Origin of the sequence: Vreelandella glaciei, from assembly GCF_013415125.1 — a bacterium.
In the GTDB taxonomy this organism is placed as follows: Bacteria; Pseudomonadota; Gammaproteobacteria; order Pseudomonadales; family Halomonadaceae; genus Vreelandella; species Vreelandella glaciei.
In genome coordinates, this window is sequence record NZ_JACCDE010000016.1 from 28,612 (window position 1) to 42,623 (window position 14,012).

Genomic DNA, 14,012 nt, shown 5'->3' on the forward strand with positions numbered 1-14,012 from the left:
AATCATTTGACTCTTACTTTAATTTTCTTAAAAAGAAGAAACCAGGATAGGAACCTGAAACCGTCGAGAAGGTAGCAGCCTCACCTGTACTTGAAAAAGTATAATACGTTAATGGCTTACTTAAATTCTTAAATTCTTTTTTATAAATAAATGTTTGTAAAAAACATTCATCAGGTATCCATACCCATTTAAAGAAAGAGCGATAGATGGGCTCTTGCTCCAGTACATACGCTACAGCTTCCTGTGTTAGGCACCACCACTGGCTGCCAAAACGGATAGTTAGGTCTTGAGGCACTTTTCGCTTCAGCCCCAGCCATTTTTGCACTTTATATGTCCAACGATGTAGGCGTGGGTAATTCCGCTTATTGAGAAAGTGACGATACAAGTAGCGGTCTTCTCGGATCCCCCCTTTTATCCAGCGGCTATCTTCGCATTCAATAAAATTCGTACCCTTATTTGCTACCAAATAGCTTTTCAGGGCGCTGAGCGACTGCGTGGGGTAACAGTACTCACTCATCAGGTAATAATAATCGGTTTTACAGGTTGACTGGGCATGGCGGAGCATTCGCAACGTGGCATCTACCAGGCTCCATTGCCCCCAACCACAGTACGCCCGCTGCGGTAAAATATAGCAGCGCGCTTGAGAATGGTACCGTTCACATAGCCACCGATAGGGCGCCTCACCCGATTTTTTATCAAAGTGAATAATCACCCGCCCACTAAGATCCTGCGCCAACAGCTGATCAACCAAGCGCGCCACCCGTTCGGTGCTGTTGTGTGCTAGGACTAAATAGGTAAGCGAAACATCAACCATGAGTCGCTTCATCCAACAGAACGGCGGGCGAAATAGTAGGAGGCCGGCGTTCAACAGGTAATTGATTGGTCATCACCTGCTGTAAGCGTTTAAAGTTTTGCTTATGACGATAGTAACCAAACCCTTTACGCTTGGGGTGCCATAGGTGTACTAGCGTACATCCTGCTTGGCGGCACTGCTCGCCATATAACGCGAAGTAGGCACGAAAACCACGGTACTCTGTGACAGTGCCGCTGCCCATATTGCGCTCATATTCTGGTGGCTTTTCGGCGATGGGAAAGCGGCATGCTAGCCGGTGAAGTAGCTCGAAATCTTCTGCGCCGTGGCCTTTGAACCCCTCATCGTGGCCACCGATACTCAGCAAGTCTTTGCGGTTCATGACAATGCATGAACTGCCCTGAACCAGGAACTGCAAACTTTCCAAAGGTAACTGACGCCGATCACGGAAACACCACGCTTCCTGATGGCGTTTAAATGCCTGCATAAAATGTACCGTTGCAGCTTCCGTAAGAAAGGCCACGGGTACACAAAAAAAGTTTTCAGGCTTAGCGGCCAACTGCTGCGTTTTAATATGCCGCAGAAGACGTTGATAGACAGAAGGTGCCGCCAGAAAATCCACATCATGAAACAACACGACGGGCGCTGCCGCTGCCCGTGCCCCCGCATTGCGTGCGCGGGCTAGCGAAAAGCGGCGAAAGCGGGTAGCAAGGGAAACAAGCTTAAAGCGGCGAGTATGGCCACCCGAATGGTGCTGCCACTCCTCGACCAAATGGGTGAGCCACTGCTTAACAGCCTGAGGGCTGCCATCATCGACGATGATCACCTCATAGCCCTCAGGCAGCGTTTCCACTAGCTGAATTAAACGCACCATTTCAGGCTGCCGAACCGCTTTAGCGCGCAGCGGTATAATAATTGCTGCATCGAAACAGCTGTTACGTTGCAACTCAACCATAAAACCCTCTGGGCCTAACTGTATTCAAATTGCACACCTGTAAACCAGTATTCACAGCATCGTTACCACCACTGAGAACACATGTTACCCAGATTGTTCAGCCAGCACCCTAATAAACGCAACAAAGACTAAGAATGCCTCGAAATTGTGCGCAGATCGCGCACATCATTGTAGGCAACTTCGAGGATAAGCTCTAGAGAAACGTGGTTATACTTAGGAACCCGTACTCGGTGAGTGAGAAATGGCGGTACTACGTGCTAGCCAGAAGGAGAGTGCATGCTGATGGTGACCGATGGCAGCGGCTTTTTTAGCCGCCGCCCTTGCCATGGCTAAGGTCGCCTCTGGGTCATCAAGCAACACCTGCATACAGTGTAGCCAGTCGGCGGGATCGTCATCCGCTAATAGGCCATCTACGCCGTGCTCTATGATTTCATCGTAAGGGTAACGATTGCTAAAAATGCCCACCCCTCCCATCGCCGCAATATCCAAAAACTTAATATAAGATTTCCCGCGGTTAAACGCAGTGGGTAGCAGCGGTGCCAAGCCTATATGTATTCGCCGCTGACGCTGATATTCATGAAAGGCTTTCCACGGCAGTGGGGCTGGCGTAACACAGCGGTGCAATAGTTTGAGCGCTTCGGGCGTGTGCTCACCCAACATCACCTCGAACATGACATCCTCTCGCTGGTCATGCAGTTGGATAATAGCGGGAGCAATTTGCGCTAAATCAGCCACGTGTGAGCGAGTACCATGAAAGCCCACTTGCCAGGGTCTGGTTTCGTTAGGCGGCTCCTTAAAATGGAGCAAAGGTGGCAGAGGGGCAAGCAACGGCGGGGGCAAAACAGAGACATGAGCATGCTTGAGTCTTAACGTTTCCGCTAACTGCTGACTGGGCGTCACAACCTCATCGGCGAGTGCGATCATCGAAGGCTGTAGCTTGGCCACACGCCTCATGCGCCGACGATAAGCGATCGGCAAGGTGGTATCATTACTAGCCGCTTCTATATTATCGTCGATTAAATAAATAATCCGCCCGATGATAGCCTTATGCTGAAACAACCAGTGTAACCAAGCGCGGGGCAGAGAACGGCATATAAGCACGTTGGCGCCTTCAAACAAGCTGGGCAACTCAGCTGAGCGCCACCAAGGGCACCAGTTTCGCCGCGTATCAATTTCTTTGACATACATCCCCTGATTTCTCAGTACCGGCGCTACCGAGACTAAAAAATAAATATCCTCTGTTGGACGAACACGGTCCACCAGCATAATCCATCGGCCCTGCTGCGTTCCCTGCTGTTCTTGATCATATTCAATCAATACATTGGCCCTTTATTTATCCTTTTTACACTCAAGCAGTATGAGCATCCCTATTCCCTATAAAAACGCTCAATAATGTCGATATCACTACCGTGACACAAAAAACGTTTAACGCAGTGAAAAATCTTCATGTATAAGCGTTAAATTAGGGTTATATGCAGGGTCGTTATCTAACTTTTCTCCCCAGGTTTTGCGCATAAAGGCCACCTCGGCGGCCGCGCGAGCACGTTTTTTAGCATTGTCATCAGCCCCGCGTGATATCGATTCATGATGATAAAGCTCCGCATAAGGTGTCCATAAATTACGGTAACCAGCTTCTCTAACCTTAAGACAAAAATCCACATCATTAAACGCCACGCTAAGATGCGTAGCATTAAACCCACCAACCTCATCAAACACAGCGCGGCGAACCAGCAAACAGGCCCCCGTCACCGCCGAAAGATTATGAGCAACATGCAACCGGGTGAAATAACCGTGAGCACTGCGCGTAAAATACTTATGGGCGTGCCCAGCGACACCTCCAATCCCCAGGATGACCCCGGCATGCTGAATAGTGTCGTTCGGGTAATAGAGTTTGGCCCCCACACAACCGATCTCAGGCCGGGACACTTGGCGCACCATTTCGGTAAGCCAGCTCTCATTAATCGGCTCAATATCATTATTGACCAAGCCGATAATCTCACCATTGGCGTGCTGCGCGCCAAAGTTATTAATCGCCGAATAGTTAAACGCGTGCTCCCAACGCAGTACGCGCACACGGGGGTCTCGTGCCTGCACTTCTTGCATGTAAGCAAGAGTATTGGGGCAGGTGCTGCGGTTATCCAGAATCAGCAGCTCAAAATGGTGGTAATCACTTCGCGACAGAATAGCCTCAACGCACGGCTTGAGGATCTCAACCCGGTCACGCGTAGGGATCATCAAACTAACCAATGGCAGTGGCGAAGGAAGCGGCCAGCGAACCCGATAGGTATTGGCATAATTGCCTGGGATTACCTCGGCGCCGCTATGATGCGCCGCCACATAGTCCGATACCGCCTTAAGCCCCGCCTCAGTGGTATAGCTTTTAGCTGAACTCTCTTTGGCGGTAGAGCCCACCACCGAACGCCAGTGATAAAGCACCTGGGGAACATGGAGGATCTGATCAGCTTGCAAGCCGGCGCTAATGCGTAACACAAGGTCGTGGTCCTGACTGCCCTCAAACCCTTCCCGGAAACCACCCACCTCGCGCACAAGCGCCGTTTCATATACCCCCAAGTGAGAGATATAGTTTTGAGCCAATAATAAATCAGGGTTCCAGCCTGGTTTGAAATGAGGATCAAAACGATAGCCATCCTCATCGATTTTATCCTCATCACTATATAAAAAGCGCGCGCGGGGATGCTCATTGATGGCCGTCACCATGGCCAGTAACGCGTCTTGGGTCAGGCAGTCGTCATGATCCAATAACGCCACATACTCCCCGTTTGCCAGCGCCAGGGCGCTGTTGCTGGCCGCACAAATGTGCCCGTTGGTTTTACGGCTAACGACGTTAACGCGTCGATCTTTCTCAACATACTCCGCTAATAAAGCGGCCACACCAGGGTTTGTCGATGCATCATCCGCAATACACAGCTGCCAATGCGGGTAGTGCTGCGCTAGCACCGAATCCAAGCAGCTTTTTAAGTGCTCAAGTGAAGGGTTATAAACCGGTACCAGGATGGACACTAAGGGCGTGAACGACAGTTGCGCCAACCGTTCACTTACTGCATCCGAGGTTAGCGCGGGTTGCTGATCTAGCCAATCGGCATAACTGCGTTGCGCAGAAAAACGCTCAAAAGTCGCTTCGTAGGTCTCAAGGGCAACATGACGCCAGTGACGATGGGAAGCAGCGGCTTTGCGCTTAAGCTCCCCAATCACCTTTTTGGGCGGCATATCGCGCCACTTAAAGTGCATATTGACTAACCGCTGGGCTAAACGGTCGTGGGCAAACCACGGTGTTAGCCAAGAAAAACGCAGGTGCTTAATAGCAAAGCGGCCTTCACTTTCAAGGGGGTCTAGTCGCAGGCCGCGCACTTTGCTAGACATCCAAAACAGGCGCTTGGTGACCACTCCGGTTTTTAGCGGCAGGTAAACACAGTTCTCTTCATGAAAGCCGTCACCACGGTCCACATACAGTTTTACGGCAGCACTGGGTTGGTCGTGCACCATGGCTATTTCAAGCATGTGCCAACCCGGTAACAGCGGTTTATTTAATAATTTGAATTGCGGATCAACCCCGGTCGATAGCCACTCATATTTAACATCCTTGCTTAGCCGCCGTAATTGGCTGCTGGGCTTGTAACGGGGTGTACAGACAAAAAAATTCACAGAGTACTCGTCATATTAAACTGGCGCATAAGCTTCCATACATTGCGTACCATTGACTTACAAAAAGCATTAAATTTACTTACATTCGGAACGAAATTTCATAAACAATTATACGCGTTTTTGCCCAAGCACCTGCCCTGTTTCCGCCGCGACGGCTTGAATTTTAGCCCCCTTAGCCGGAGGCTTAGCAAAACTGTATTGGAAACCCACGTAGCCATGCCGTGGCGGCGCTAGGCTCAACTGCGCTGGGCGTAGATCTTTTGCCTCGACCGTATCGACTCGCTGGCCATCCACAAGAATATTCACCTTCACAGCGTCGTCATTGCCAGCATACCAAGCCCAACCGTTCAACACCTTACCGGAAAGCGGCTGCATTTTACCATGTACGTAAGGCTTGCCAGCTTCAAATAGCTTTTGCCGCTGAATAAAGAGCTTCACTGCCTTACTGTAAAGGTTGATATCATCTTGATTGAGTGCGCGTATCTCTTCAAGCTGAGCGTCAGGCAATTCATAGCCCTTCTGTGTGTCTTCACGGCCCATATTCATAGCAACCGAGGGTATGTCCACCTCGTAAACCTGATTAAGAATAGCCAAACTGGCCTCGTACTCTTCCGTCAACCCCAAAAAACCGATGCCCTCCAAAGGCACCTTTTGAAGCATTTTGGTTTGGCGGTTAATAAATTGCGGCTTACGGTAAAACGAAGCTAAATCGCCCTGGTAGCCATGGTGGCGTACAAAGTGATTGTATTCAGACACAAGGCGCTGCACCGGCTCACGCAGAAAGGTCACCGTTTGGTCAATTCCAAACAGGTGAATGTATTTTCTGCCGTGCACATGGCCGCTTAAAAAGGCGATATCCGACTGTTCTAACGCATGGTAGCAGCCCAGCCAATCACCCTTTTCGTAGACCCACTCAAGAATTAACGGCGACGTTTCTTCAGAGCCAGGGGAATAATCATAAATGACTTTTGATGCACTATAGAACTCTTCAGCCGCCTTTCGAAAACTGGTGCCAGCTGTTTTGGGGATATGAACAAAAAAAATCGGGGGCATAAATGAAACGTCCTGGTTATCACCAGCCTATTAATTATCACTCTCAGAAATTATTGCGTAATTAGCTAAGCAATAATTTCTTGCAATATGAAATACACCTTCCCTTCCTGAAGGCTTAAGCTTATATTGTAGTAATATTATTTACCAGACTGTTTAATAAAAAAATTAAGCAAAAAATAAAACAAAAAAGCGGAGTTAAACATCACCACATTTTTTTGAGAAACTCCGCTTATTTACCGCGAAAAAATCGCTTTATCTAACTACTAATTTAACAAAGGTCAGCATTATTACACTTTAGGTTTAGGCTTAGCAGGATTCAGCATAACTCGCTTCACAGTAGCGGGAGAGCCATCCTTCTCTACCTCAGTCTGACGAATAGTAATCCGCCCTAAACCCGGAACTTGCAATCGCCCCTCTTGGCACTCATTCACTTCCTGCGCCAATGCCACCAAAGTACCGCGCACAATGGACTTCAAGCGCCTTTCCGGCATCTTACCCATCACATTCGGATTAGAAGCCACCATGCGTTTAACAAGCTCCTCAGGACTCACCTTTACAATATCATTGGCCGTTGCAGTATCGCTAGTACCAATTTTAGTTGCAGTATCGCTAGCACCAATTTTAGTTGCAGTTACCATGCTTTTATCCCCTTTTAAGAAATTAAACATCCGAGTTACTCCAGTAGTCCGTGCCGTTTAAGCACTTTACGTAAAAGTTGCCAGTTAACCAGCAACTCATCCGCCACAAGCTGTGCCTCCTCCTGGTTTTCTTCCTGCCTCTCAAACCAACGCTGCGCTTGCGCCATTTGCTCAGCAAGCGTTAATGCCGCCAGCTCCTGTTTAAGCTGGTCAGTACGATGGTGTGTCGTTAGCCAAGATTCAAACTCAACTAGCTCGACATTGGTCAATTTTGCACGTAGCGTATCAGGTAAAACTGGATTAGCTAGCTTGACGCTACCCACCACTTCAGCCCTACCGCGCTTGATGGCAGAGTCATAGGTCATACGTACTAATTGCACAACATGTCGACGGATTCGAAAATGCATTTAAACAGCCTATCTAATGAAGCCTCTTGGACAATATATTGCCCAAATTTGAGGATGTCAATTGATACCTGACAATTACCCAATGATCTCAGAATTGAACTGATCAGAGCGACGCTTACGTTGCTCATTAACTATATTGACTCACCTCACTAAGCGACCGCATTCGCTTAACGCCCTGTGCAGAATCAGCAACGAAAATCAGCAATAAGTGCATCATCACAAGGACATACATGACGGAGTACGGCTAATAAACTTAGAATCTACTGTTGCAACAAATCGTGGATATTGCGACAACCATTTATGTTTTCTGCAGTGGTCCACGCATGCCAATCTTCGACCTCACTCCAACCGCTAACAAACAAAAAATCGAGCCCAGCAGAACTGGCAGCTTGATAGTCATACTTGCTGTCCCCAAGAAACAGTGCCGGTTGCGTGATGTTGCCGTTGGCCAGCTCCCGTTCAAGAATTTCATCCTTGGTATCCGGGCTACCGAAAATACTGGCATTGAAGAATTCTGCTAGGTTTCTCTGGGCAAACACCTCTCTCAGCTCGGCTTGATCACCACCAGAGACAATTAACCAGCGAGCGTCAGGCACTTTCTGACGCAGGGCTTCAAGGCCAGGAGCAATAGGACAATTGAGCAAGCCTTCACGTACATGGCTAGCGTAGGTATTCAGCAAAGCTTCTAAGTCTGGGCCAGCTTGAGTAGGTGCGATAATGTCTTCAAGAAAGTAGGCAAACTTCTTGTAACGTGATATCCCGCCATTGGCGACATGATAATTTACCATAGCTTGCGCAGCAGCCTCACCATATGGCAAAGCTGCTTGAAAAAATGCATCAGTTTTTAATTTATTGGAGTTAAGAACTACACCATCACAATCAAAAATATGAGTTGCGTATGATGAAAACTGCTGGCGTTTCATATCTCAGCTAACCCCTTTTCAGCCATACATTCAGCTATCATAAAGTCTTCAGGCCAGTCGATATCATAGCTAGTAAACTTATCAAGCTCATAAAGATAAGGCCGTTCGCCAATACGGTCATCGAGCTCAAGGTAAATCTCAGTCGATGCTAAGAAAGCGCCGCTATTTACTTCCTGTACAGCCTCTAACGTCTGTGTTCGTGGCCACTTTTCTACTTTTCTATCGTAATTCATGGGCCGCTCATGTTGCCAAAGAAAGCCATGAATGGCAGTAGTTGTCATAAGTGAATCATACCCGTTTTTTAATTGATCATGATACACTCGGATAATTTGATCATAGTGCTTTTGCGTTATAAATGGTGATGTCACATGGGTCCAAAGAATGTGTCCTTTAGGAATTAACTCAAGCGCATGGGCTACAAGCTGATCAGTGCTTGTGGCGCTTGACGCTAAATTTTCGTCTCTTTTATGCAAACGAAGCCGAGGCTCGTTCACAGATTTAGCATAAGCAAGAATATCGTCATCATTAGTCGTCAGGACGATTTCATCAATCAGTTTTGAAGTAAGTAGCTGCTTTATTTTGATCTGTATCAATCCAAATTCAAAACCAGAAAAGGGCTTAATATTCTTTCTTAAAACCCTTTGGCTACCTGCTCTACAGGGCAGAAAACACGTCACTTTGTTTGTCATTGCAACATCCCATAGATACTTTTCTTTGTAATATCATAGCGTGATGGAGTAACCGCAATAAGCGGCAACTGAGCGTTAGAAGCTTTGAACTGCTTCACAATCAAGTTCATTTCTTCATTACGTGGATCTTCCCCAGGATAACCATCGAATCCTGCAAGTAGCAATTCTGTAGCTTGTCCACTAGTCGCAATAGCGAAGGCATACGCCATTACAAGGGAAGTCGGTAGCGTGCAGTGTACGGCACCAAACACAAACTCATCACGGGAAACGTTAAGACCAAAATCGAACACTTGCTTACCAGCTAAGGAATTGCGTACATCGTTTGGTAGCATTGAATAGGGTGTAATGAGCGGCTGCGGCAAACGTGTGTGCATTTCGCAATCAGCCAAAAGGCGTACGGGATGACAGGCAACTCTTAAGTCAATCAATTCTGCATCAATAGCGCTCTGAGTGTTAAGGGCCAATACTAAAGGCTGGTGCTCACGAATAAAACGTTCCAGGGCCTTTCTATGGTTAGCTACACCTGGACCAGTCCCTAAAAGAAGCACTTTACGTCCTTCAAAATACTCTCGAGGAGACCAGCTGCCAACAGCGTCAGTGCCAAAAAAGAGACGGGCAGCATCCAGAGTGTCAACGCTGAATTTTTTCCCACCTTCAACTCGCAAGTGCTCAATGACTGCCAGCAGATCTTCCTCGTCATAACGGGAATCGCTAAGCATTTCTTGAATATACGTGGGGTGAATGCCGTATTTACCTGCCAAGTAATAATACGGGTTAGTGCCCCAGCCATAGTGCTTTTGCATCGGTTTAAAATGCTGACGCAGCAAAGCCATTAACGGCACCATACTTACCGGCTTGTCACGCCGCTCGGCCATTTCGATCGCAAGTTCTTCGGTACGGGCATTGCCGGGGCCACGCCCCATTCCTGTCACAGTGGAATCTACCCACGTCACGCCTTCATCAATAGCGCGCAGTGTATTGGAGAGTGCCAGCCCCAAATTATCATGGGTATGAATCCCCATTGGCCCATCCCACTCGGTACGCATCCACTGAATGATTTGCGCGGCCTGATCGGGGTTCATACTGCCCATGCTATCCGCAAAGTAGAGGGCATCTAGCGGATAAGCTTTTGCTTCGCGGGCAAGCGCCTTTATTTCCTCTTCAGTACGGTCAGCCACCTGCATTAGGTTAAAGCCAACTTTAAAGCCCCGCTCTTTTAACCAGGTGACGGCCGGAAGCGCTGCGGTAAACTCGTGCACATGGCAGGCTATACGCACCAGTTCAACCGGAGAGTTAACCGAATCATTGGGGAACAGGCGTTCCAGCGCTTCAAGCTGGGGCACCTCGCCCACCAGCTCGCTGCCATTGACCATAACACCCACGGTAAGCCCCTTGGGAATGGTCAAGCCACGAATAAACTCGTCGGTGGTAAACGCGCAGGGCCCTTGAAAACCTGTGTTTTTTAACGAGCGGAGGCCAAGCTCAACAATATCGACCCCCGCGGCCTGCATGGCTTCCAGGTATTTGTGAATAAGATCCTCGGAGAAGTCCCAGGAATTATAGTAACCACCATCTCTAAGCGTACAATCAAGAGTGGTTATGATCGATTCACACATAGAAACCTCCACGCGAAGTTAAATATTAAACGTCGTTTTCTTGGCTAATCATACGCTTACGATAATCGTCGAGATCCTTTTTAATAACTGCACCGTTTGGTCGCAAAAGATGGGCTTTTTCCATTATCTTTTCGGCGGTAACTAAATCACCTGTTTTGTCAAACGCAATAGCTAGCGCTCGGAGGGCGAGAGGTATTTTTTTCTCATCTACAACAAACTTATTTAACCTTTGGAACTCCTTTAGATCCGATGGAGTATTTCCCGCACCCCAATACTCGTTCCTTACTTCTTCAACAGGAGGAATGGAGAGAGGATCTATGAAGATCCCTTTTGCTTCAAAGATAACATCACCCAACAGATTATAAATATGCTGCCAAGGTATATGATAGCTGCAGAAATCACTTCTAGAGCTCAAATCGTCCGGTTCATCAATTTCGTATGTCTTATCAAAAATTTTAACTGAATGCGGGCATCTTTCTCGAAAGTTGAAAAGCTTTGAATTTGAATGCAGCACTCCAGGTTTGTCACAAAATCGTAAAGGTACAAGGGAGCCTGAACCGGCGTTAGCAACAAATACATCCACAGAGCTACAAGCTTGAATCTTGCTTCTATAATCCATTCCTATAAGCGACTTCACCTCACAAACTGCTCCAACAGCCTCCTGTATTCTGCGAAATACAGCTTCGTCCCCTTCGTTACTTATGACTTCTCCGTCCCGTGCTGTCATACCATCGACAAGAAGCTCAATTTTAGGAAAATGTTGGGAAAGATTTTTTGTAATCTGACCAGCAGCTTCTACCTGTTGCAACCAACTCCTTTTCTGGCCAGTAATCCCATACCAAATTTTGAACACATCGCTCTCAACCGATGAATGACGAAAGTTTTCCATCGCATCTTGATAAATGAATTTCTCCATCTTTTCACTCAAATTTCTAGATGTATTATTGGCATATCTCTCCTTCGTAGAATTGGCTGAAATAGCAGATGAAAACAATAGAACGCTACTTGAATCAGTTATTTTTGAGCACTTAATTTTATAGAATGAGCCATCATCAAGGGCAACCCTCTTAAATTCATTAGCTCCCTGCATCTCTATAAACGATAGAAAATATTTAAGGTGGTCATAAAAATAATGGTAAGGACGCGTTTGTGTTAAGTCAAAACCATAAGCAATATCCTTATATGCAATACTACCTTTAACCAACTCCCATAACTTATCTATATGATCGGTTATCGGCTTAATGGTACACGGAGAAGCAACACATCTAACACGCTGAGTTATTACGTAGTCTATAAAGCCCTCACATTGAGCAAAAATCCATGGGTGTTTATTATCAACATCAATCATAAAGACAAAATTTGCCATTCGATGCCGAATATTATAAACAGCTCTAGTAATAACCTCTGGATATTCCGGGTGGCATAGTTCAAAATGCTCGTTATTCAGTTTTTCTTTCCAAATATCCAAAATCCCATCCACATCACGCCGAAATTGAAAATCACAGATTTTTTTTAACTCAATACTCTCAAAATCTTTATATTTTTCCAATTCAACAATATTTTCCTTCCAATACCTCAAGGATTCTAGAAACTCACTTACAGGATTTAACGTTATAGCATTAGCCATTATATGCTCCCTTAAAAAAACGTCGGATATTGAATCATGGGTTTCAGGCCGCGTATGAATGCTACATATTAAGCAAAAAATTAAGTATTTTTTAGCTATCGATCCTCTGCAATCATAACCGACAACTTTTATTAATGTAGTGCTTTATTCGCAACATGATAATTGTATACAAAACAACATACTTTATTCATTGTAAAAAATATCCAACCACCGCGCTAATATTTTTATTTATCTCATGTTTTATGTCAATAAAGCAGCTTCTACTAAGCACAATAAAATATAGAAAAACCATAAATAAAAACTAAACCGCACTACTATAAAGCACTAATATTTAGACCTTATTGAGCAAATGAGCAGCACGCTGGCTTGCTCTTTGCACCTTCTTCGCCGCTAGCTGTTGACCATTTCTTGTCAGTGCATCAGCCAAAGTCTTTAATAATAATTCAGGCTGAATGTTAGAATTTGCAATTAATTCTAGCTGCACAGAACTAAATAGCGAATTTTCAGAATGCAGTAATGGTGAAATCTCTCTAGCATGCAACATATATAGTCGATCAACTAGCTTGGCTAGATCTTTACCACCTCGACTCAATGTTTCTTCCTGCTCCAGAAGAGACCATATAGCTAGACGGTTTGCACAGGCAACGTCAAGAAGGTCTTCCTCGCTGCCAATCGTCTGTGATGAGGTGCTTGGCTCTTCAACTATGGAAGTACCTAACCGCTGAGACATCCACTCAATATCACTTCGGTTAGTCTCAAAAACGGATGAAAGTACCGATTCAGAAAACACCAATTTTTGATTGCCTAGCCCGCTAAGTGCTGCAATCAAACGATTATTATCACGATTGTAACCTTTATACCCAGTCAATTTTCTGCCAAAACGTCTAAAAGCAAAAAGTAACGCGGTTGCTTCTAGCGATAGAGATTCATTAGTACGCACAATTTGGCTTGGCTCTACAGCAACACCTATGCGGCGTGCAAAATCTTGCACTACATCTCCATTATGTAAAGAATCACGCTTAAATGCTATTAACTCTACATTTTCTTTACCAAAAATAGCATCCATTTTCGCGAAAGATTGTTTATAATAAGGATAAACTTTTTCTAAATCAAAAAAGTTTTGACCTCCACCCTTCATTCGCTGTTGGAAAGCTGACTGCATATAGCCAGCAGGTGGACGCACATATCCAATTAGTCGAATTCGACTACAGTGAGGTAAAAGCATTTCCTTTAAATACTCAAGTTCACAGTATTCATTACCGGAACTAGACAAGTCTTCCGCTGAAATTAACACCTTGTTTTTTGTCACACCTTGGAGCACTGCATGCAACTTTTCCACGTAAGACTTTTGTAACTCTCGTGCCTGAGATTTGTTTAGTCCATTCTTACGGTGGGCATGGTAATTCTCTGGGTGCTTAGAGAGCAGAGTAGAAAAAAAACCCGAATGATTTGAAGACCCTAACGATAAATACTCCACATCTTCCATCGGAGTTTTACTTAAGGTTTCCTGAATTGAGGATGATCCTGTTTTGTGCATTCCCACATGTACGATAATTTCGTTAATCATTTGTATAGGTTCCAAACAAAACAGAATTAAAATACCTAGCACTGGCTTCGCAACACAAAGATT

The 14,012-nt window shown here is 45.9% G+C and carries 12 protein-coding genes; all 12 read right to left on the reverse strand.

Translation table 11 applies throughout. The features are described from left to right. Positions 1-13 precede the first annotated feature (13 nt). The 12 genes from HZS80_RS11975 to HZS80_RS12030 all read right to left on the reverse strand — a co-directional run bounded on the left by HZS80_RS11975 (position 14) and on the right by HZS80_RS12030 (position 13,949). Positions 14-814, reverse strand: coding sequence for a beta-1,6-N-acetylglucosaminyltransferase (locus HZS80_RS11975; RefSeq protein WP_179916210.1), 801 nt, complete (start codon positions 812-814; stop codon positions 14-16). Further along, on the reverse strand, positions 807-1,766 hold the full coding sequence (locus tag HZS80_RS11980) for a glycosyltransferase (RefSeq protein ID WP_052703773.1): 960 nt from the start codon (positions 1,764-1,766) through the stop codon (positions 807-809). Before HZS80_RS11980 ends, HZS80_RS11975 begins: the two co-directional genes overlap by 8 nt. A gap of 213 nt (positions 1,767-1,979) precedes the next feature. Further along, complete coding sequence (locus tag HZS80_RS11985; protein ID WP_246361974.1) at positions 1,980-3,083, reverse strand: glycosyltransferase family protein; 1,104 nt, start codon at positions 3,081-3,083, stop codon at positions 1,980-1,982. Between the two features lie 108 nt (positions 3,084-3,191). Further along, positions 3,192-5,285, reverse strand: coding sequence for a glycosyltransferase family 2 protein (locus HZS80_RS11990; RefSeq protein WP_179916211.1), 2,094 nt, complete (start codon positions 5,283-5,285; stop codon positions 3,192-3,194). 252 nt (positions 5,286-5,537) lie between these two features. Then, on the reverse strand, positions 5,538-6,482 hold the full coding sequence (locus HZS80_RS11995) for a sulfotransferase family protein (protein ID WP_179916212.1): 945 nt from the start codon (positions 6,480-6,482) through the stop codon (positions 5,538-5,540). Between the two features lie 287 nt (positions 6,483-6,769). Next, a complete protein-coding gene (locus HZS80_RS12000) occupies positions 6,770-7,150 on the reverse strand; it encodes a hypothetical protein (protein WP_179916213.1) in 381 nt (126 codons plus the stop codon). A 5-nt stretch (positions 7,151-7,155) separates the two neighbouring features. Then, positions 7,156-7,527 carry a hypothetical protein gene (locus tag HZS80_RS12005; protein WP_179916214.1) on the reverse strand — a complete coding sequence of 124 codons (372 nt, stop codon included), beginning with the start codon at positions 7,525-7,527 and terminating at the stop codon, positions 7,156-7,158. 260 nt (positions 7,528-7,787) lie between these two features. Beyond that, positions 7,788-8,450 carry an HAD family hydrolase gene (locus HZS80_RS12010; RefSeq protein WP_179916215.1) on the reverse strand — a complete coding sequence of 221 codons (663 nt, stop codon included), beginning with the start codon at positions 8,448-8,450 and terminating at the stop codon, positions 7,788-7,790. Then, entirely contained in the window at positions 8,447-9,139 is a 693-nt protein-coding gene (locus tag HZS80_RS12015) for an acylneuraminate cytidylyltransferase family protein (protein ID WP_179916216.1), read from the reverse strand. Before HZS80_RS12015 ends, HZS80_RS12010 begins: the two co-directional genes overlap by 4 nt. Next, positions 9,136-10,755 carry an aldolase catalytic domain-containing protein gene (locus HZS80_RS12020; protein WP_179916217.1) on the reverse strand — a complete coding sequence of 540 codons (1,620 nt, stop codon included), beginning with the start codon at positions 10,753-10,755 and terminating at the stop codon, positions 9,136-9,138. Before HZS80_RS12020 ends, HZS80_RS12015 begins: the two co-directional genes overlap by 4 nt. Before the next feature lie 25 nt (positions 10,756-10,780). After that, entirely contained in the window at positions 10,781-12,382 is a 1,602-nt protein-coding gene (locus HZS80_RS12025) for a hypothetical protein (RefSeq protein WP_179916218.1), read from the reverse strand. 331 nt (positions 12,383-12,713) lie between these two features. Then, positions 12,714-13,949: a hypothetical protein gene (locus HZS80_RS12030; RefSeq protein ID WP_179916219.1), complete on the reverse strand. Its 1,236-nt coding sequence runs from the start codon at positions 13,947-13,949 to the stop codon at positions 12,714-12,716. Positions 13,950-14,012: the final 63 nt, after the last annotated feature.